This window comes from Streptomyces sp. NPDC051976, assembly GCF_040680795.1.
Taxonomy (GTDB): domain Bacteria; phylum Actinomycetota; class Actinomycetes; order Streptomycetales; family Streptomycetaceae; genus Actinacidiphila.
In genome coordinates this window covers 23,678-42,352 of record NZ_JBFAXL010000037.1, presented here as the reverse complement: position 1 = coordinate 42,352, position 18,675 = coordinate 23,678, and the positions used below count along the sequence as shown (strand labels likewise).

Here is an 18,675-nt window from a genome sequence, read left to right as displayed (position 1 = left end):
TCCTTCCCCGTACGTCAACTCATCACCTTTCCAAGGAGATTCACCATGTCCACCGAGACACCCGTGGCCGTCACCGGCGCGGAGGGCTTCATCGGCTCGCATCTGGTCCAGGCGCTGATCGCCTCGGGCCGCCGGGTGCGCGCGATGGTGCAGTACAACTCGTTCGCGTCGCACGGCTGGCTGGAGCTGCTCTCCGCCGACGAACTCGCCCAGGTCGAGGTGGTGCTCGGCGATGTCCGCGACCCGGGCTCCGTACGGCAGTTGGTGGCGGGCAGCGACACCGTCTACCACCTGGCCGCGCTGATCGCGATCCCGTACTCGTACCGCGCGCCCCGCAGCTACGTCGACACCAATGTCGGCGGCACCCTCAACGTTCTGGAGGCGGTACGGGAGTACGGCATCCCGCGGCTGGTGCACACCTCGACGAGCGAGACGTACGGCACCGCGCAGACCGTACCGATCAGCGAGGACCACCCGATCTCCACCCAGTCGCCGTACTCGGCATCGAAGGCGGGCGGGGACCGGCTGGCGGACGCCTACCACGCCAGCTTCGGTACGCCCGTGGTGACGCTGCGGCCGTTCAACACCTTCGGGCCGCGGCAGTCGATGCGGGCCGTCATCCCCACGGTGATCGGCCAGGTCGCGGGCGGCGCGACGGAGGTGACGCTGGGCGATCTGCGGCCGACCCGGGACTTCAACTACGTGGCCGACACCGCGGCGGCGTTCCTGGCGGTCGGCACCGCGCCCGCCGAGCAGGTCGTCGGCCGCACCTTCAACGCCGGTACCGGCGGCGAGATCTCCGTCGGCGACCTGGTGCACCTGATCGGGAAGCTGATGGAGACCGACCTGGCCGTACGGGAGGACCCGCGGCGTCTGCGGCCGTCGGGTTCCGAGGTGATGCGGCTGGTCTGCGACGCCTCACGGCTGCGGGCGGCCACCGGCTGGGCCCCCACGCACAGCCTGGAGGAAGGGCTGCGGCGCACCATCGACTTCTTCCGCGACCCCGCGCACCTGGCCCGCTACAAGACCACCGACTACAACGTCTGACCCGCAGCACACACCCACCCACCACCCATCACCGCGCATCGACCGCAGGGGGGCACCACCATGCACGCAGTCATTCTCGCCGGGGGCAAGGGCGTACGGCTCCGGCCCTACACCACCGCGCTGCCCAAGCCGCTCGTACCGATCGGCGACAGCCACGCGATCCTGGAGATCGTGCTCCGCCAGCTCGCCGGATCCGGCTTCCGGCGCTGCACCCTGGCCATCGGCCATCTCGGCAACATCATCCGCGCCTACGTCGGCGACGGCTCCCAGTGGGGCATGGAGGTCGACTACGTCACCGAGGACAGCCCGCTGGGCACCATGGGCCCGTTGCTCACCATGCTCGGCCAACTCCCCGAGCACTTCCTGGTGATGAACGGCGACGTGCTCACCGACCTCGACTTCGCCGACGTGCTCCACACCCACCAGGGGTCCGGCGCACCGCTCACCGTCTCCACGTACGCCCGTACGGTCAGCATCGACTTCGGGGTGCTCACCACCGACGAGGGCGAGGTGGTGGCGTTCACCGAGAAGCCCAGCGTCGACTACCGCGTCTCGATGGGCGTGTACGGCGTCTCCCGCAACACGCTCGACCGCTACACCCCCGGCCTGCCCCTGGGCTTCGACGAGGTCGTGCTCGATCTGCTCTCCGCGGGCAACCCGCCGCGCGCCTACGACTTCGACGGCTACTGGCTCGACATCGGGCGGCCCGACGACTACGACCGCGCCAACGCCGAGTTCGGTAGCCGCCGCGAGCTGCTGCTCAAGGGGGCGTGACACCGGATGCACGTCTTCGACGCAAGCGAGGACCGCGACGGTGGCGGCTTCGTGGAACCCGCCGGTGACGCCGGTCTGGCGCCCACCCGGGTCCTCGTCCTCGGCAGCGGCGGCTTCCTCGGTGAACCGGTGACCGCCGTGCTGGGCGCGCTGGCCGGTGTGCGGTTGCTGCGCGGCGGCCGCTCGGCCGGGCACGACCTGACCGCCGACCTGGCGACGGTGCCGGTCAGGACGCTCGCCTCGGCGCTGGCCGCGCTCGCGCCGGACGCCGTCGTCAACTGCACGGGGATGGTGGCCGGTGCGCCCACCGAGCTGTGCGCGGCGAACGCCCGCGGGCCCGCCGCACTGTGCGAGGCGATGGCGCTCGCCACGCCCAACGCCCGCCTGGTGCACCTGGGTTCGGCGGGCGAGTACGGTGCCACGGAGGTCGGGAATCCGCTCTCCGAGTCCTCGCCGACCCGGCCCACGGGTGTGTACGGGGCCTCGAAGCTGACCGGCACCCTCGCGGTGGCGGGTTCCGGGCTGGACGCGGTGGCCCTGCGGGTCTTCAACCCGGTCGGCGCGGGCGCCCCGGTCGCCGGGCTGCCCGGCCGGCTGGCCGCCGCGATCCGCGACACCCCGCGGGACGGCGTGGTGCGCACCGGCAGCCTCGCCGCGTACCGCGACTTCGTCGACACCACCGACGTGGCGGACGCGGTGGCGCTGGCCGTCACCGCTCCCGGCCCGCTGCCGCCGATCGTCAACATCGGCTCGGGGCAGGCGACCCGGGTCCGCGCGCTGGCCCGTGAACTGGCCGAGGTGAGCGGCTTCCGCGGGCGGATCGAGGAGTCGGGGCAGGGTTCGGAGCGCTCGGCCGAGGTGTCCTGGCACCGGGCGGACATCGCTCTGGCGGCGTCCGCGCTGGGCTGGCGCCCCACCCGTACCCTGCGTGACGCGCTCACCGCGCTGTGGCGTGCGGTCCCGGCCCGTACCGCCGCACCCGTCGCACCGGTCGCCGTGGAGCCGCTGGGGACGATCGCGCGGTGAACGGCACGCCCGGCGGACCGGGCACCCGCGGCTCGCTGCTGGTGCCCATGTACGTCCACCCGGCGGTGGCCCCCGCCGGGTGGCGTGCGCTGGAGGCGGCGGCGCCACGGCTGTACGGCGTGGTGCTGAACGCCGCCGACGGGCCGGGCGACCGGCCCGACCCGGTCTACACGGCCGCCGCCGGGCGGCTGCGCGACGCCGGGGTCCGGGTGCTCGGCTATGTCGACACCCGGTACGGCGAGCGGCGGGCGGGCGCCGTCCTGCGCGATGTGCGGCGGCACCGCGCGTGGTACGGCGTCGCCGGGGTGTTCGCCGACCGGGTCGCGTCGGGCGCCGACCGGCTGCCGTACTACCGCCGGCTGGCCCGCGCCGCGCGGCTGTGCGGCGCGCGGACGGTGGTGCTCAACCCGGGGGTGCACCCGGATCCGGGGTACGCGAGGTGCGCGGATCTGCTGGTCACCTTCGAGGGGCGGTGGGCCGACTATCTGGGCGCCACCGTCCCCGCCTGGACCGCCGGGCAGCCGCCCGGCCGCTTCTGCCACCTGGTGTACGAAGTGCCCGGCGGAAACGGCGGCGGGCCCGGCGGGCGGGTCGCCAGGACGGCGGCGGCGCGCGGCGCGGCGGTGCACTGCGCGGTGCCGGGCGGTTTGCCGAATCCCTGGCGAACCGCCCCCGGGCCAACGGATCAGGGGCCATGACCCCTAGGGTGTGTCCTGTGGATCACGAGCGGCCCTTTCGTCCCGCGCGCGTCGCGGCCCTCCTCGCGCTGGTCCTCCTGGCCGCCTGTTCGTCGTCCGGGCAGCGGCAGGACGACTCGGCCGCGCCGCGGACCGCGACCGCGGCGCCGACCGCCACCGGCCCGGCGCCCACGACCCGCGCCGCGGTCCCCGGCGCCGCGCGGCCCACCCCCAGCCCGTCAGCCGCTGCCACCAACGGGCCCGCCGCGCACGCCCGTTGGCACCCGCGGGCGGGCACACCCTGGCAGTGGCAGCTCAGCGGCACCGTCGACACCACCGTGGACGTACCCGTCTACGACATCGACGGCTTCGAGAACAGCGCCGCCGTGGTGCGCCGGTTGCACGCGGCGGGCCGCAAGGTGATCTGCTACGTCAACGCCGGTGCCTGGGAGTCGTTCCGGCCGGACGCGAAGGCGTTCCCGGCCGCGCTGATGGGCAAGGGTGACGGCTGGAACGGTGAACGCTGGCTCGACATCCGGGCCGTGGGGCGGCTGCGCCCCCTGATGGCCGCGCGTTTCGACATGTGCCGGAGCAAGGGCTTCGACGCGGTGGAGCCCGACCTGCTGGACGGCTACACCAACACCACCGGCTTCCCGCTGACGGCCGCCGACCAGCTCGCGTACAACCGGATGATCGCCACGCTCGCCCATGAGCGCGGCCTGGCGGTCGGGCTGAAGAACGATCTCGACCAAGTGGCGCCGCTGGTCGGGGACTTCGACTTCTCGGTCGACGAGCAGTGCGCGCAGTACGACGAGTGCCCGTCGCTCACGCCCTTCATCGCGGCGGGCAAGCCGGTCTTCCATGTCGAGTACGAGCTGAAGGCCGGTCAGTTCTGTGCCGCGACCCGGCGGTTGGGGTTCAGCTCGATGGTCAAGCATCTGTCGCTCGACGCGTGGCGGCAGCCGTGCTGACGTGGTGGCCGCGCGTGGGCGGTTGAGCGGCGGCCGGGTCGGCCGGGGCGATCGCGGAGGCACCGGGCGGCCCCGACCGACTCGGCCGCCGCTCAACCGGTGAGGCCCCGCGCGACGGCGGCCATGGCGCCCGCGGTGGCCACCGCCAGCACGACCCGCCGGGTCGCGGCGGCGTCGAGCCGCCGGGACAGCGCGGTCCCGGCCACCCAGCCGACGGGCAGCGCGGCGCACAGCCGCCAGTCGAGGGTGGGGCCGCCGAGGGTGGTCAGGGTGGCGGCGTTCAGCAGCAGGCCGAAGACCTGGAGGGTCGCGGTCACGGCGGGCGGCGGCCAGCGGCGGTGCACCGCGTAGAGGGCCGCGGCGGGCCCCGACAGTCCGCCCAGCGCGTTCATCGCGGCGCTGACCGCCCCGACCACACCCGCGCCGAGCGTGCCGCCGAGCCAGCGTGGGCGCAGGTCGCGGACGAGGGCGGCGACGGCGAGCAGGGTGACCACCCCGGCCGCCACCGTGAGGACCCGGGCGTCGGCCCGGTGCACGGCCGCGGCCAGCGGCACCGCGAGCACCATGCCGGGCACGGCGAGCAGCACCGCGTCGCGCCACCGGGCGTGCCGCCGGGCCCGGACCAGCACCAGCGCGCTGATCACGCACGACAGGGTGATGACGGTCCGCACCGCGGCGCCCGGTCCGAGCAGGGCCACCAGCGCGGGGGCGCACACCAGCGCGAAGCCGAACCCCGCCACGGTCTGGGCGGCGGCGCCGACCACGACCGCGGCGAGGGCGAGCAGCATCTGACCTCCTGTCAGAGAGCGGTAACAGCAGGGAGAACGGGGGGGAACGGGGCTCAGATCAGCTTCCACAGATGGTCGGCGCTGCCGTTGTCGGTCCACTGGGTGACCTGGGCGCCGTCCGCCTGCGACATGCCGTCGACCGCGAGCACCTTGCCGGAGCGGACGTTGACGATCTTCGACCAGCCGTCGCCGTTTCCGTTGGCGACGATCCGCCACAGGTGGTCGGGCGTGCCGTTGTCCTGGTACTGCTGGACGTGGGCGCCGTCGTCGGTGCTCTGGTCGTGCACCGCGAGCACCTTGCCGCTGTTGCGGTTGACGATGCGCACGGTGCCGTCGCCGTTGTCGAGCAGGGTCCAGACATGGTCGGCGGTGCCGTTGTCGGTGTACTGGGTGACCTCGGCGCTGTCGGCGAGCGACATGCCCGAAACCGCCAGCACCTTCCCGGAGTTGCGGTTCTGGATGCGGTGCCAGCTGACCGTGGACCGGGCGGGCGGCAGCATCAGCGCGAACATCCCGCCCACCACCGGGCGGTCCTGGAAGCCGCGCTGCGCGGCGCTGGCGACCACGTACCAGTCGCTGAACGGCACGCGCTGCGGTGTGGTGTTGGCGAAGTTGTAGACGCCGTTGACCAGCATGTCCCGGGTGGCGCCGTGGTCGGCGAGCCAGGCCGCGGTCCACACCTCCCAGTCGCCCTTGGTGTAGTCGTTGCGCGGGTCGAGTTCGATGCCGTAGGTGCCCGCGTGCGCGCCGTACCAGGCGGCCTCCTGGGCGGCGACGCCGGTGGGGACCAGGTCGAGGCCGAGCAGCCGGTCGGGGAAGCCGTTGTACTTCAGGCTCCACGTGCCGTCCTGGTCGTAGGCGAGCTTGAGGTGGGTGCCCGAGGAGTCCTGGGCCAGCGTGGTCCACTGGCTGGTGTAGCCGCGGGCGACGGTCGCGTAGCGGGCCGCGTCCGCGGTGCTGCCGTTCGCCGCGGCGATGACGCTCATCGCCCCGATGCCGACGATGCCCTTGAGCGCGAGGTTGGCGCTGTGGGCGATGAACCCGGTGAAGTCGTCGGTCTGGTTCTGGAATCCGGGGTCGAGGGCGTTGGCGGTCAGGTACTCGGCCCACTGCCGCAGGATCGTGTAGTGCGTACGGACGAAGGTGGTGGCCTCGCCCGTGGGCAGCCGCTGGACGAGGGCGGCGGCCATGATGAGCATGTTCGCCGACTCCTCGACGGGCATGTCCTCCTCGTTGCCGTCGTTGTGGCCGTTGGCGTTGGGGTAGCCGGAGCCGAGGTCGTGCTCGGCGAACTCCTTCGGCCAGCCGCCGTGTTCGGGGTAGTCGAGCAGCGGTTCCAGCAGCAGCCGCAGATAACTCGGCGACAGGTAGAGGTAGGCGGGGAAGGCCGGGTAGGTGACGTCGATCGTCGACATGTTGCCGTCGGAGGAGATCTCCTTGAGGAACGCCCAGGGGCTGCCGCCGCGGTCGACGAGTTCGGTGCCCGCGACGGCCTGACGCAGCGCGAGGGCGCAGACGGCGGCGTAGTGCTCGCCGGTCGTGCCGCCGCCCGCCGCGGCCGCCGCGTCACGCTGGATCCGCTGGTCGAGGGAGGTGGCGGCGGCGAGCGCCTCGGCGTGGTCGGCGTCGAACCAGGCCACCATGTCGGTCCAGGAACCCCAGTAGTGGGTCCACCACGGCTGGAGCTGGGCGCCGAGATAGCTGACGGCGGGGGTGCGGACATGGCCGAGGGTGACGGTGAACTCCGGTGAGGAGGCGCCGGCGGCGAGGGTGCCGAAGTCCCGGTTGAGGCCGAGCACCGGCCAGCGGTCGCTGATCGCCCGCGGTTTGGCGGTGTCCACCGAGCCGTCCAGCCGTCCGGTGCCCGCGGAGGCGGCGCGGACCACGGTGTCCTGGCCGATCTGCGCGGTGACCCCGGTGCCGCTCGGGGTGGCGAGCACCACCCTGCCCCAGGACGCCTGGTCGCCGTGCTCCTGCAGCACACCGGGGGTGGCGGGCTGGGCGCTGAGTACGGTCATCCGCCCGGCCTGCTGCATGTCCCAGGTGATGGGGGTGCTGTTGTCGCCGTGCGCCCACTCCCCCGAGACGTCCAGGTGCACGTCGACGGTGTGGGCGCGGCCGTCGCTGCTGGCGGCGCGCACGGTGACGTAGCTGAGCGGTACGGACTGCCGCCGCAGGTTGCCGAGGTCGACGGGTGAGAAGAAGGTGACGGTCAGGGTGACACCGCCACCGGTGAGTGTGTAGACCGAGCGGGTCGCGGTGAGTTGCAGCGAGACCTGCTGCATGGCGGTCAGGATGGGGCCGCCGGGCAGCGCGGGGGCGCCCGCGAAGACATAGGCGGCGCCGTCGATCCTGGCCAGACCGCAGATCGCGGTGATGTGGCCGTTCCAGAAGGTCGGCCAGGTCCCGGCCAGGTTGTCGCCGGGCAGCCAGGTCGACAGATACATGGAGCGGACGGCCAGCGGTACGGCGGGTGGCCGTACGGGTGCGAAGGCCGAGGCGGCGGGCGCGGCGGTGCCCGCCGGGGCCGCGGCGGGGCTCGCGGCGTGCGCGGTGGCGGTGCCCGCGGTGAACAGGCCGCCGGTGGCCGCCGCCGCGGTGAGCGCGCTGGTCCACCGCAGCAGATCACGGCGGCCCGGTCGGGGGGTGGGGGTGTGCTCGGAGGTCACGGTGCGGATTCCGTCCTGGTCAGAGGTGGTGGGGTGCGCAGCGCACAGCGGGGGGTCAGGGCGTTGCGGGGAGGGGAGGTACGGGCGGGCGTACGGGGTCAGACCCACTGCCAGAGGTGGTCGGCGGTGCCGTTGTCGTCGTACTGCACGACATGCGCGCTGTTGGCCGTCGACATCAGGTCCACGCCCATGACCTTGCCGGAGTTCTGGTTGCGGATCCTGAACCAGCCGTCGCCGTTGTCCACGAACTGCCAGAGGTGGTCGGCGGTGCCGTTGTCGTCGTACTGCACGACATGCGCGCTGTTGGCCGTCGACATCAGGTCGACACCCATGACCTTGCCCGAGTTCAGGTTGCGGATCCTGAACCACCCGCCGCCGTTGTCGACCAGCTGCCACAGGTGGTCAGCGGTACCGTTGTCGTCGAACTGCACGACATGCGCGCTGTTCGCCGTCGACATCAGGTCGACACCCATCACCTTGCCCGAGTTGCGGTTGCGGAGCCGCCGGTAGTCGCCGGTGGCGGTCCACTGGTGGCCGTCGGGGGTCGCGGTGGGGAAGGCCGACACGCGCAGCCGGGCGGCGCCCATCGGGATCAGGGTGAGGGTCTCGACGGCGGCGGTGCTGCGGGCCGGACTGGCTTGCAGCGGCTTGACGACATGCTGGCCGTCGGCGGTCCACTCGGCGATCTTGCGGGCGGGCGCCGTGACGCGCAGCGGACTGCCGCCGTGGGTGAAGGGGTTGGCGCCCAGCGACCCGCCGCCCCCGCTGAAGACCGGCGCGCCCGTGTCGAGGGCGAGACCGTAGTTCCAGGGCGTGGTGGCGTGCACCTCGTAGGAGGGGAACTCGGCGTCGCCGGCCACCTGTACGTAGTTCTCCCCGATGCCGAGGGCGTACGTGAGCGGCCCGTGGTCGACCGAGACCGCGCCCTGGTTGGCCGGCCAGGTGCGGACGGTGGTGCGCTGCGGGAGCTGGACGGAGACGGTGTCGCCGCTCTTCCAGGTGCGGTTGACGACGGTGAAGGCGGGGCCCGCGGGGGCGCTGACCGCGGCGCCGTTGACGGTGATCCGCGGGGCGTCGCACCAGCCGGGGACGCGCAGGTAGAGCGGGAAGGCCAGCGCGTGCGGGGTGGTGACCTTCAGGGTGATGGTGTCGGCGAAGGGGTAGTCGGTGGTCTCGTCGATGGTGACGGCGGTGCCGTCGCCCACCTTGGCGGTGACGCTGCTCGGCGCGTACATCGCGGCGGCCAGGCCGTGGTCGGGGGTGGCCAGCCACAGCTCCTCGGTGAAGTACGGCCAGCCCATGCCGTAGTTGTGCGGGCAGCAGCGGTACTGGTCGACGCCGGGCAGATACGCCTGCATGGCGAAGCCGTTCTGGAACTGCCCTTCCGACTTGGGGGTGTTGTCGAGGTCGACGCTGTTGGCGCTGGTGATGTAGTGCACCGCCTTGCCCGCCGGGTCGAGCGCGGCGGGCAGCGAGTTGAAGGCGAGGTCCTCGCAGAGGTCGGCCCACACCGGGTCGCCGGTGATCCGGGTCAGCAGCTGGTGGCTGGCCATGAACTCGACGATCCCGCAGGTCTCGAAGCCCTGCCGCGGGTCGCCGAAGCCGGGCCTGGCGTTCTCGTCCCCGGCGAAGCCGCCGCCGGGGAACTGCCCGTAGGCCGACATCACCGCGGAGTAGTTCTGGTACGCGGCCTGGGTAAGGGCGCTGGACGGCGAGCGCAGCGCGTACTGGGCGGGTTCGCGGAAGCCCTGGGCGATGTTGACGTTGTGCAGTGAGGGCAGGTTGTTCACCCAGTTGGCGCCGTTGGTGTGGATCTTGTCGGCAAGGTCGAGCAGATAGCTCTCGCCGGTGCGGTTGTAGAGCCAGAAGACGCTGTCCAGGCCGTCGCCCCAACGGACCGACACCCAGCTGGAGTTGAAGGCGCCGGGGCCCTGGGCGTTCATGTAGCGGAAGAACCCGGACAGCAGCGGGATGATCCGCGTGTCGCCGCTGTACTCCTGCCAGTTGCGCAGTGCCCAGGTCAGCGGCAGGAACGGCCAGAAGTCGGGGCCGCCGTTCAGTGAGGTGCGCAGGGAAGTCGGGCCGAAGAAGCCGTCGGACTGCCGGGTGGCGACGATGGCGTCCACCCAGCGGCGTACGGCGGCGAGCGCGGTGGCGTCCGCGGTGAGTACGGCGAGGTCGACGTAGCCGCGCAGCCAGTAGGGGACTTCCTCCCAGCCGACGTGGTCCGGGTGGACCCAGCCGGTGTTGTCCATGACGAGGAAGTGCGAGAGGTCGGCGTACCGGCCGCACAGGCCGCTGAGTTGCAGGCGCAGCTGGCCGTCGAGCCAGCCGCGGGCGGTGACGGCGCCGGGCGGCAGCCGGAGGAAGGCGGTGGGGGCGAGGGGTGCGGCGTTGGGGGTGTAGAGACCGCCGCGGGCGGGGGCGACGCGGGCGGTCGCGGCGGTCGCCCGGGGGGAGCCGGGCGACACTGCCGGACCTGTCCGTGGGCCGCCGGGGCGCAGGGGAAGACCTGCGGCGCCGGCCGCGACTGCGGTGCTGACGAAGTGTCTGCGGTTCAGGGGCATAGGGCGGCTCCTGGGGGCCGGGGGCGGGCACGCCGGGGTGCGGAGCCGGCGTGCAACGTTTTCCTTCCAACGTTGGAAAGGTCGATGCCACCCGGAATGACAGCACGCACGGATGGGCATGTCCAGAGCAACGACAGAAGTGGCACTGACGCGTTTGAGCCGTAGCGGGGGCACGCACCTTGCGCTGCGGACCCAATTGAAAATCTTCGTGAACGACCGCTTGTCGGCGTGCTCCCGGCTCTGTATAACGTTGTAAATCCTCTCCCCGCACCACCTCGACGGCTGCCGCCGTCGCGACGAAGGAGTGTCGTGAGCATGTCGATTCACAGAACCCGCCTTCTGGCCGCCGCCGTCCTGCTGGTCGCCACGGCCGCGGGCGCCGCCACCGGCTGCTCCAAGTCCGAGAGCAGCGACAGCGCCGCCCCGTCCAGCTCCGACCAGGCCGCGCAGCAGCAGGTCACCACCTCGGCGACGGACTCCGGCAGCGGCTGCACCCTCACCGCCTACGGCGCCCCGAAGATCGACCTGAAGAACGCGGTCGTCGGGTTCTCGCAGTCGGAGAAGGAGGACAACCCGTTCCGGATCGCGGAGACGCAGTCCATCAAGGACGAAGCCGCCAAGCTCGGCGTGAAGAAGCTGCTCACCACCGACGCGCAGTCCCAACTGCCCAAGCAGATCAGCGACATCCAGGACATGCTCGCGCAAGGAGCCCAGCTCCTCATCGTGGCGCCGCTCAACTCCGACGGCCTGGAGCCGGCGCTGAAGGCCGCCGCGGCCAAGCACGTGCCGGTGATCACCATCGACCGCAAGATCAACGCGACCTCCTGCAAGGACTACGTCACCTTCCTCGGCTCGGACTTCGTCGAACAGGGCAAGCGGGCGGCGGACGCGATGATCAAGGCGACCGGCGGCAAGGGCCAGGTCGCGATCCTGCTGGGCTCGTCGGGCAACAACGTCACCACCGACCGCACCAAGGGCTTCACGGACGAGATCGCCGCCAAGGCGCCCGGGCTGAAGATCGTCGCCCAGCAGACCGGTGAGTTCACCCGGGACAAGGGCCAGCAGGTCATGGAGCAGCTCATCCAGTCCAAGCCCGGCATCACCGCCGTCTACGCGGAGAACGACGAGATGGGCCTCGGCGCGGTCACCGCGCTCAAGAGCGCGGGCAAGAACCCCGGCAAGGACGTCAAGATCGTCTCGGTCGACGGCACCCGCAACGCCGTCCAGGCGATCGTCAACGGCCAGTACAACGCGGTGATCGAGTCCAACCCGCGGTTCGGCCCGCTGGCCTTCGCCACCGCGCAGAAGTTCTACGACGGGACCGCCATCCCGGAGAACGTCATCATCTCCGACCGCGCCTACGACGAGAGCAATGCCAAGGCGTCGGTGGCCGGGGCGTTCTGACGCCACGCCAGGCCCGTAACCCGCCCACGCGCCCGTCCGCGCACCCGCCCCGCACCCCCGCGATCCCGGAAGGCCAGGACCATGGCACCACCCGAAGCCGCAGCGGCGCAGTCGGCGCCGCCCGGCACCCCGAGCCCGCCGCCGGCGGCGGCCGTACTGGAGGCCGTCGGCGTCAGCAAACGCTTCCCCGGCGTGGTGGCGCTCGACGACGTCTCCTTCACCCTGCGCGCGGGCGAGATCCACGCGCTGGTCGGCGAGAACGGCGCGGGCAAGTCGACGCTGATCAAGCTGCTCACCGGCGTCTACCGGCCCGACGACGGCGAGTTGCGGCTGAACGGGAGCCCGGCCTCCTTCCACCGGCCGCACGAGGCGCAGCAGGCGGGTATCTCCGCGATCCACCAGGAGGTGAACCTCGTCCCGCTGATGAGCGTGGCCCGCAACATCTTCCTGGGCCGCGAGCCGAAGAACCGCTTCGGCCTCATCGACTTCCCGCGGATGCACGCCGAGACCGCGCGGCTGCTGCGCGGCTTCGGCGTCACCGCCGACCCGCGCCGCCCGCTGCACACCCTGGGCGTGGGCACCCAGCAGATGGTCGCGCTGGCCCGCGCCGTCTCGGTGCGGGCCTCGGTGGTGGTGATGGACGAGCCGACCTCGTCGCTGGAACCGCGCGAGGTCGACACCCTCTTCCGGGTCATCCGCGAACTGCACGACCAGCGGATCGCGGTGGTGTACGTCAGCCACCGGATGGACGAGCTGTACCGGATCTGCGACCGCGTCACCGTCCTGCGCGACGGCCGGCTGGTGCACTCCGGCGATCTGCGGGACACCGACCGGGTGCGGCTGGTGTCGCTGATGCTCGGCCGGGAGATCGCCGAGGTGCGGCGGCACGGCGCCACCAGCTTCGGCGAGGAGGGCCACACCGCCGAGCGCCAACCGGTGCTGTCCGCGACCGGTCTGACCCGCCGTCATGTGCTGCGGGACATCGCGCTCGATCTGCGGCCGGGCGAAGTGCTGGGCCTGGGCGGCCTGTTGGGGTCGGGGCGCAGCGAGACGGCCAAGGCGCTGGCGGGCGCGCTGCCGCTGGACGGCGGCGAGGTCGGGGTCGGCGGGCGGGTGCTGCGCCGGCTCACCCCGGCCGCCGCGATCCGCGCCGGGATCAGCCTGCTGCCGGAGGACCGCAAGGCCGAGGGCATCGTCCCGGGCCTGTCGGTACGGGAGAACATCGTGCTCGCCGCGATGCCCCGGCTCTCCCGCGCCGGGATCGTCTCCCGGCAGCGGCAGGACCGGGTCGTCGACATCTTCATGAAGCGGCTGCGGATCAAGGCGGCCGGTCCCGAGCAGAAGGTCGGCGAACTGTCCGGCGGCAACCAGCAGAAGGTGCTGCTGGCCCGCTGGCTCTGCCTGGAGCCGAAGGTGCTGCTGCTCGACGAGCCGACCCGGGGTATCGACGTCGGCGCCAAGGCCGAGGTCCAGGCGCTGATCGACGAACTCGCCCGGGAGGGCCTGGCCGTTCTGCTGATCTCCTCCGACATCGAGGAGCTGGTCGAGGGCGCCGACCGGATCGTGGTGCTGCGCGCCGGCGCGCTCGCCGGTGAACTGACCGGCGACGACGTCTCCGAGGGCGCGCTGCTGGCCGTACTCGCCGAGACGGACGCGGAGTCGGACACGAGCACGGACACGGACCCCGGCACGGAGGACGGGACGGCCGGCGAAGTGCCCGGCGAGGCGCCCGGCACGGCGGCGGAGGAACCGGCCGCGGCCGGGCAGGAGACCGCCGGCGACCGGCAGAAGGAGGACCCGCGATGACCTCGGCCCCGTACCCCCTCGCGCGCGGCCTCACGGGCCCGCGCACCGCCGACTGGCTCCAGCGGTACGGCGTGTACGCCGCCGTCGCCGCGCTGCTGGTGTTCAACGGCCTGTTCACCGACCACTTCCTGACCACCGCCAATCTGCGCACCCAGCTCGTCCAGGTCTCCCCCGTCGTCATCGTGGCGCTCGGCATGGCCCTGGTGATCGGCACCGAGGGCGTCGACCTGTCGGTGGGCTCCACGATGGCGCTGGCCAGTTCGGTGCTGCCGCTCTACCTCGGCTACGGCCTGCTGCCCGCGCTGCTGGTGGCGCTGCTCGCCGGAGTGGTCGTCGGCCTGGTCAACGGCTCGCTGGTGGCGCTGGTCGGCCTGCAGCCGATCGTGGCCACCCTCGCGCTCTTCGTCGGCGGCCGCGGGCTCGCCCTGGTGATCGCCGGCGGGCAGCTCAAGCAGATCGAGAACAAGGACCTGCTGAACCTGGGCACCGAGAGCGTGCTGGGGATCCCGGTGGTCGTGGCGATCGCGGGCGTCCTCGCCCTCCTCGTCGCCTTCCTGGTGCAACGCACCACCTTCGGCCGCCAGTTGGTGGCCATCGGCGGCAACCGGGCCGCCGCCGCGCTCGCCGGACTGCCCGTCAGGCGCGTCCTCGTCGGCGTGTACGTGCTGTGCGGCGTGCTGGCCTCCCTCGCCGGGGTGCTGGCCACCGCGCGGCTGACCGCCAGCGACCCCTCGTCGCTGGGCAACCTGATGGAGCTGTCGGCCATCACCGCCGTCGTGGTCGGCGGCACCCCGCTGACCGGCGGCTCGGTCCGGGTGCTGGGCACGGTCTTCGGCGCGCTGCTGATGCAGTTGCTGCACGCCACGCTCGTCACCCACAACCTGCACGACTCCACCGCCCAGATGGTCCAGGCGGGCATCATCCTCGTCGCCGTCTACGTCGCCCGGGAGCGTCGATCCCGATGAAGACCCTCGTCACCTCAACCGTCGCCGCCACCGCGGGCCCGCCGCCCGCCACCGTGGGCGAGGCCCGCCCCTCCGGCCGGCAGCGCGCCGCCGAACTCCTGCAGCGGCAGGGCGTCCTGGCCGTCCTCGCGCTGCTCTGCGTGATCTCGTCCTTCGTCTTCTCCTCCTTCGCCACCCTCGACAACGTCCGCGGCATCACCATCCAGGCGTCGTTCCTGTCCGTGGTCGCCCTCGGGATGACGATGGTGATCATCACCGGCGGCATCGACCTGTCCGTCGGCTCGGTCTTCGCCCTCGGCGGCGTGCTGGCCGCCTGGGCGTCGCAGTACGGTCTGCTGCCCGCGCTGCTGGTGCCGCTGGTGGTCTGCGGGGCGATCGGCGCGGCCAACGGCCTGCTGGTCGCGAAGGCCGGGATGGCGCCGTTCATCGTGACGCTCGCCTCGCTGCTCGGCGCCCGCGGGCTGCTGCTCGCGCTGACCCACGAGGGCGCCACCACGTATCTGGTGCCGCGCGGCTCCACCTTCCAGGAGTTGGGCGGCGGCGCGGTGTGGGGCTTCGGGTACCCGGTGCTGATCGCGCTGGCGCTGTTCGGGATCGGCGGCGTCGTACTGCAGCGCACCTCGTTCGGCCAGGCGCTGTTCGCGGTGGGCGGCAGCGGTGACGCGGCGCTGCTGATGGGTCTGCCGGTGGCCCGTACCAAGGTGCTGGTGTACACGCTCAGCGGGGTGCTCGCCGGGCTCGCGGGCGCGCTCAACGCGGCCCGGCTGTCGTCGGGCGTCACCATCATCGGCGTCGGCATGGAGCTGGACGCGATCTCCGCGGTCGTCATCGGCGGCACGCTGCTGGTCGGCGGCGCCGGATCGGTGTCGGGCACCCTGTGGGGTGTACTGCTGCTCGGTGTGATCCAGAACCTGATCAACCAGATCGGCTCGCTCGACTCGTCCTACCAGTCGGTGGTCAGCGGCGGCTTCCTGATCGTGGTCGTGGTCGCCCAGCGCTATCTGTCCGCCGCCAGGCGCGGCACCTGACCGGTCCGGTTCCGCACCGCCGCTCGCCGGTACGGAACCGGACCCCGCAGACTGAGGCCGGAACGCCGTGCCTCCCAGGACGGCCGAGGGAAGGAAATCCGTGGGCGCCAGCCTCAAGGACGTCGCACAACTGGCGGGCGTCTCCGTCAAGACCGTGTCGAACGTGGTGAACAACTATCCGCATGTCACTCCCGGCATGCGGGAGCGGGTCCAGCGGGCCATCGACGAGCTGGGCTACCGGCCCAACCTCACCGCCCGCCATCTGCGCAAGGGCCGTACCGGCATCATCGCGCTGGCCGTCCCCGAGCTGGGGAACCCGTACTTCGCCGAGCTGGCGGGCGCCGTCATCGACGCCGCCGCCCGGCACGACTACACGGTGCTGCTCGACCACACCGCGGGCCAGCGGGAGAAGGAGGTGCTGGTCTGCCAGGGCTTCCGCGCCCATGTCATCGACGGCCTCATCCTCAGCCCGATCGAGCTGGAGGCCGAGGACCTGCTCGGCCGCAGCGAGGACGCCCCGCTGGTGCTGCTCGGCGAGCGGGAGTACGACGCGCCGTACGACCAGATCGCCATCGACAACGTGGCGGCGGCGCGGACCGCCGTACGCCATCTCACCGGGCTCGGGCACCGGCGGATCGCCTTCCTCGGCGCCCGCAGGGAGAGCGCCCGGCAACCCGCGCACCTGCGCCTTCGCGGCTGGCGCGAGGAGCTGGACGCGGCCGGGCTGCCGCACGACGACACGCTGGTGGCCGCGACCGACGGCTACGGCCGCTGGGACGGCGCCGCCGCGATGAACGCGCTGCTCGACCGCGGGCCGACGCCCGACGCGGTCTTCGCCTACAACGACCTGATGGCGCTGGGCGCGATGCGGGCGCTGGTCGAGCGGGGGCTGCGGGTGCCGCAGGACGTGTCGGTGGTCGGCTTCGACGACGTGGAGGAGGGCCGGTTCTCGACCATCGCGCTCACCACGGTCTCCCCCGACAAGCAGTCCATCGCGCGGCTCGCCGTCGAGCGCGTGGTGGCCAGGCTGACCGGCACCCCGCAGGTCAGCCCGGAGCGGATCACCCCCGGGTACACGCTGGTCGCCCGGGAGTCGACGGCGGCCAGATCCGGCTGACGGACGCGGACCGCGGTCGCCCTCCGGTGCCCCGCCGCCCGCTCACCCCTTGTCGTCCCGCACTCGTACGTGCCCCCCGCTCCCGTCCCGAGGACTGCCGATGCCGCGCCCCGTCCCGCTCTGCGAACCCTTCGGTGCCACCCCGGACGGACAGGCGGTGGAGCTGTGGCGGCTCGGCTGCGCCGCGGGGGTGAGCGCCGAGATCCTCACGTACGGCGGGATCCTGCACGCCCTGCGCGTTCCCGACGCGGCCGGGCGGTCCGCGAACGTGGTGCTGTCGCTGCCGGACGTGGCGGCGTACGCCACCCGCAGCCCGTACTTCGGGGCGCTGGTCGGCCGGTACGCCAACCGGATCGGCGGGGCGCGCTTCACGCTCGACGGCCGGGAGCACCGGCTGCCCGCCAACGACCGCGGCCACACCCTGCACGGCGGGCCCGACGGCTTCCACCGGCGGCTGTGGCGGGCGGAGCCGCTGCCCGGGGCGCTGCGGCTGACGCTGCACAGCCCGGACGGTGACATGGGCTTCCCCGGCGCGCTGGACGTCAGCGCCACCTACGCGCTCGACGACGAGGGCACGCTGTCGCTGGACTTCGCGTCCCGGACCGACCGGCCGACGGTGGTGAACCTCTGCAACCACGCGTACTTCGACCTCACGGGCGCGGCGCGGCAGGCGCCGCCGGACGGCATACTGCGGCACATGCTGCGTATCGACGCCGACCACTATCTGCCGGTCACCGCGGAGGCGATTCCGTGGGGGCCGCAACAGGCCGTGGCCGGCTCGCCCTTCGACTTCACCTCGCCGCGGGCGATCGGGGACGGCCTCGCGGCCGCCGAGGCGGCGGGCGACACCCAGGTGAAGGCCGCCGAGGGGTACGACCACTGCTGGGTGCTGCGGCCGGCGGCCGGTCCCGGCGCGCCGCCGCGGACCGCGGCCGTGCTGCACGACCCGGACAGCGGCCGCACCCTGGAGGTGCGCACCACGGAACCGGGCATCCAGGTCTACACCGCCAACGCGCTCGACGGCTCCCTCAGCGACGCCGACGGGCGCCGCCATCCCGCGCACAGCGCGGTGTGCCTGGAGACGCAGCATCTGCCGGACTCGCCCAACCGGCCGCAGTACCCGTCCACGACGCTGCTCCCGGGCGAGGTGCGGCGCAGCAGGACCGAATTCCGCTTCCCGCACCTGGCGGGCGCGTGACCGCGGCGCCGCTGCTCGTCGTGGACGGGGCGAACGTGGTCGGCTCGGTCCCTGACGGCTGGTGGCGGGACCGCCGCGGCGCGGCCGAGCGGCTGCGGGACGCGCTCGTCCCGCTGGCCACGGACGGCCTCGCCGCCACCAGCGGCGCCCCCGAGTGGGCCTGCGGCCGGCCGCTGGACATCGTCCTGGTCGTGGAAGGCGCCGCCCGCGGCATCCCACCCGTCCCCGGCGTCCGCGTCGAGTCCGCCCCCGGCAGCGGCGACGACCTCATCACCGACCTCGCCGCCCAGGCCCACACCACCACCCCCGACCGCCCCTGCCTCGTCGTCACCGCCGACCGCGCCCTCCGCACCCGCGTCACCACCAACGGCGCCACCACCATCGGCCCCCGCGCAGTCCGCCCCCGCTGACCGGCATGACGCCGGGGTCCTCCCCGGTGACCGTGCCAAACCGCGGCCCCGCCACGCCCGGCGCCAGACCCCCGCCCCGCTGTCCGCCCCGCGCGTACGCGCAAATTCCGCCGCGTGGCGGCCCCGCCGCAGGCCCGCGCCTCCGCCGCGCTGGCCCCCGCCCCGGCGCGTAGCCGGTCCGCTTCGGCTCCGGGCCCCGCCGCGCGCCAGCGCAAAGCGTCGCGTCCG

The 18,675-nt window shown here is 72.9% G+C and carries 15 protein-coding genes; 12 read left to right on the top strand and 3 right to left on the bottom strand.

Translation table 11 applies throughout. The features are described from left to right. The first annotated feature begins 45 nt into the window (after nucleotides 1–45). The 5 genes from AB0M29_RS29890 to AB0M29_RS29870 are packed head-to-tail and all read left to right on the top strand — an operon-like array spanning nucleotide 46 to nucleotide 4,495. Nucleotides 46–1,047 (top strand): SDR family NAD(P)-dependent oxidoreductase, encoded by a 1,002-nt coding sequence (locus AB0M29_RS29890; RefSeq protein WP_365388210.1) that lies wholly within the window; start codon nucleotides 46–48, stop codon nucleotides 1,045–1,047. A gap of 60 nt (nucleotides 1,048–1,107) precedes the next feature. Continuing rightward, on the top strand, nucleotides 1,108–1,821 hold the full coding sequence (locus tag AB0M29_RS29885; protein ID WP_365388208.1) for a sugar phosphate nucleotidyltransferase: 714 nt from the start codon (nucleotides 1,108–1,110) through the stop codon (nucleotides 1,819–1,821). Nucleotides 1,822–1,827: 6 nt separating this feature from the next. Then, nucleotides 1,828–2,847, top strand: a complete 1,020-nt coding sequence (locus AB0M29_RS29880; RefSeq protein WP_365388207.1) for an NAD(P)-dependent oxidoreductase — start codon at nucleotides 1,828–1,830, stop codon at nucleotides 2,845–2,847. A 47-nt stretch (nucleotides 2,848–2,894) separates the two neighbouring features. Continuing rightward, entirely contained in the window at nucleotides 2,895–3,545 is a 651-nt protein-coding gene (locus AB0M29_RS29875) for a spherulation-specific family 4 protein (protein ID WP_365388287.1), read from the top strand. A gap of 17 nt (nucleotides 3,546–3,562) precedes the next feature. Further along, complete coding sequence (locus AB0M29_RS29870; RefSeq protein ID WP_365388205.1) at nucleotides 3,563–4,495, top strand: endo alpha-1,4 polygalactosaminidase; 933 nt, start codon at nucleotides 3,563–3,565, stop codon at nucleotides 4,493–4,495. A gap of 92 nt (nucleotides 4,496–4,587) precedes the next feature. Here the strand turns inward: AB0M29_RS29870 and AB0M29_RS29865 are convergent, their stop codons facing one another. From AB0M29_RS29865 to AB0M29_RS29855, 3 genes are all read right to left on the bottom strand, one after another. After that, nucleotides 4,588–5,283, bottom strand: coding sequence for a sulfite exporter TauE/SafE family protein (locus AB0M29_RS29865; RefSeq protein WP_365388203.1), 696 nt, complete (start codon nucleotides 5,281–5,283; stop codon nucleotides 4,588–4,590). A 53-nt stretch (nucleotides 5,284–5,336) separates the two neighbouring features. After that, nucleotides 5,337–7,952, bottom strand: coding sequence for a DUF5127 domain-containing protein (locus AB0M29_RS29860; protein ID WP_365388201.1), 2,616 nt, complete (start codon nucleotides 7,950–7,952; stop codon nucleotides 5,337–5,339). 98 nt (nucleotides 7,953–8,050) lie between these two features. Then, nucleotides 8,051–10,519, bottom strand: coding sequence for an RICIN domain-containing protein (locus AB0M29_RS29855; protein ID WP_365388199.1), 2,469 nt, complete (start codon nucleotides 10,517–10,519; stop codon nucleotides 8,051–8,053). A gap of 315 nt (nucleotides 10,520–10,834) precedes the next feature. On the opposite strand from AB0M29_RS29855, the gene AB0M29_RS29850 reads away from it, so the two are divergent. From AB0M29_RS29850 to AB0M29_RS29820, 7 genes are all read left to right on the top strand, one after another. Then, nucleotides 10,835–11,923 (top strand): ABC transporter substrate-binding protein, encoded by a 1,089-nt coding sequence (locus AB0M29_RS29850; protein ID WP_365388197.1) that lies wholly within the window; start codon nucleotides 10,835–10,837, stop codon nucleotides 11,921–11,923. 81 nt (nucleotides 11,924–12,004) lie between these two features. Further along, complete coding sequence (locus AB0M29_RS29845; protein WP_365388196.1) at nucleotides 12,005–13,729, top strand: sugar ABC transporter ATP-binding protein; 1,725 nt, start codon at nucleotides 12,005–12,007, stop codon at nucleotides 13,727–13,729. Beyond that, nucleotides 13,726–14,694 (top strand): ABC transporter permease, encoded by a 969-nt coding sequence (locus AB0M29_RS29840; RefSeq protein ID WP_365388194.1) that lies wholly within the window; start codon nucleotides 13,726–13,728, stop codon nucleotides 14,692–14,694. The genes AB0M29_RS29845 and AB0M29_RS29840 overlap by 4 nt, the downstream gene beginning before the upstream one ends. Next, nucleotides 14,691–15,722, top strand: a complete 1,032-nt coding sequence (locus tag AB0M29_RS29835; RefSeq protein ID WP_365388192.1) for an ABC transporter permease — start codon at nucleotides 14,691–14,693, stop codon at nucleotides 15,720–15,722. The genes AB0M29_RS29840 and AB0M29_RS29835 overlap by 4 nt, the downstream gene beginning before the upstream one ends. A gap of 100 nt (nucleotides 15,723–15,822) precedes the next feature. Continuing rightward, the gene (locus AB0M29_RS29830; protein ID WP_365388189.1) at nucleotides 15,823–16,839 is read left to right on the top strand and encodes a LacI family DNA-binding transcriptional regulator; all 1,017 of its coding nucleotides are present in this window, start codon (nucleotides 15,823–15,825) and stop codon (nucleotides 16,837–16,839) included. Nucleotides 16,840–16,939: 100 nt separating this feature from the next. Next, nucleotides 16,940–18,037 carry an aldose epimerase family protein gene (locus AB0M29_RS29825; RefSeq protein WP_365388187.1) on the top strand — a complete coding sequence of 366 codons (1,098 nt, stop codon included), beginning with the start codon at nucleotides 16,940–16,942 and terminating at the stop codon, nucleotides 18,035–18,037. Next, on the top strand, nucleotides 18,034–18,447 hold the full coding sequence (locus AB0M29_RS29820) for an NTP pyrophosphohydrolase (RefSeq protein WP_365388185.1): 414 nt from the start codon (nucleotides 18,034–18,036) through the stop codon (nucleotides 18,445–18,447). The genes AB0M29_RS29825 and AB0M29_RS29820 overlap by 4 nt, the downstream gene beginning before the upstream one ends. Nucleotides 18,448–18,675: the final 228 nt, after the last annotated feature.